This window comes from Tepidimonas sp. (assembly GCF_046292505.1).
Taxonomy (GTDB): domain Bacteria; phylum Pseudomonadota; class Gammaproteobacteria; order Burkholderiales; family Burkholderiaceae_C; genus Tepidimonas.
The window spans coordinates 1-1139 of record NZ_JBKBQX010000108.1 but is presented as its reverse complement, the minus strand read 5'-3'; the positions used below and the strand labels follow the sequence as shown (position 1 = coordinate 1139).

General features: G+C 63.2%; 2 protein-coding genes. Both read right to left on the bottom strand.

Annotated elements, in window-relative coordinates:
- Positions 1-39: 39 nt before the first annotated feature.
- Positions 40-606, bottom strand: coding sequence for a hypothetical protein (locus ACK4TH_RS12035; RefSeq protein WP_409626782.1), 567 nt, complete (start codon positions 604-606; stop codon positions 40-42).
- Between the two features lie 36 nt (positions 607-642).
- Positions 643-1139, bottom strand: a 497-nt coding sequence (locus tag ACK4TH_RS12030) for a hypothetical protein (protein ID WP_409626780.1), incomplete at its 5' end; no start/stop codon positions are given.

The window sequence follows — 1139 nt, the reverse complement described above, 5'->3', positions numbered from 1 at the left end:
ATTGAACGACTGGATAAGAGGAGCTACTTTGGCCACGGGTTAGTACCTTTCGTATACCCAGGAGAACTCATTGTCGTCTTCCGACAGGTTCTCGGGGCCGGTAACGAAAGAGTTGGTCCTTACCGCTTCGCCCACGGCGTCCTTGTACTCGCCGCGTTTGTCGGCCAGCTTGGCGGTCGATTGCGTGACGAACTCGCAACTTTCGACCGCGATACGACAGGCCAGCACTTCGGCGAACATCGGATCGAACTCTACTTCCGGTACGCGCCGGAGGTAGTCGATTGTCAGTTCGGTTTCCGTATGAAACAGCTTCGTGCCGCGTTGCTCCCACCTGTCCCCGCGCTTACGAATGACGCGCAGGCAGTCGGGCGGTAGCTGAAACGCGTAGGGTTTCAGATCGTCGGTAAGAGCGTCGCCGGTCGGCGTCAGCTTGACGCGCTGCAACGCAAAACGCCAGCGACGTTTGGCGATTTCGCTATCCCGCCATCCGGGGTAGTTGTCGGCCATGAACCGCTCTACGCCGGTGCGCGGCGGCTCTATGGCGGAAATGGTAGAGGCCGAGAGTTTACCAAGCCCTCGGTTGATTACCTTTACGGGCGTGGTCATCCCTCGGCCTCCTGCCTGCCCCCGTGGCGAACGGGTTTATTCGTGAGCGTACGCGATGAACCCTTCAAGCACGGAGCCGTCCGGCACCGTGCCGCCTTCGACCTTGCCGGTGATCAGCACGCCGCCCAGCGAGTACACGTCGAACTTGATGCCGGTCCCAAGCGCGGCACCGGCCACAGCACCGGACACGTCGACGGCGTTGGCAAGCGCGTTCTCGACAGCCGCTTCCGTGCTGCCTTCCGACCCCTTGACGTACTTGGCGTGGCCGACGTCCAGGGTGCGGGAAGTGCCGAGGGCGGAACAGGACAGACGGGACAGGCCCGGAAAAATGCGGACCCGGCCCTGCGGCAGACGGCAAAGCTCGAACGTCGAGTTGGCGTCGCCCGCGCCGGACTGCGTCGCCTTGAAGTAGGCAATACGCAGCTTGCCGTGGTCTTCCACCGGATGCGGACGGTAGCCCCAGACCAGCGCGGCGCCCGCCGCCACGCCGGCGGGGAAAAACACCACGATGGCGTAGTCCGGCGGAACGCGCA

What these genes read in the sequence shown, in the direction of transcription:
- ACK4TH_RS12035 (WP_409626782.1), bottom strand. Translation starts at nt 606, where the DNA reads ATGACCACGCCCGTAAAGGTAATCAACCGAGGGCTTGGTAAACTCTCG.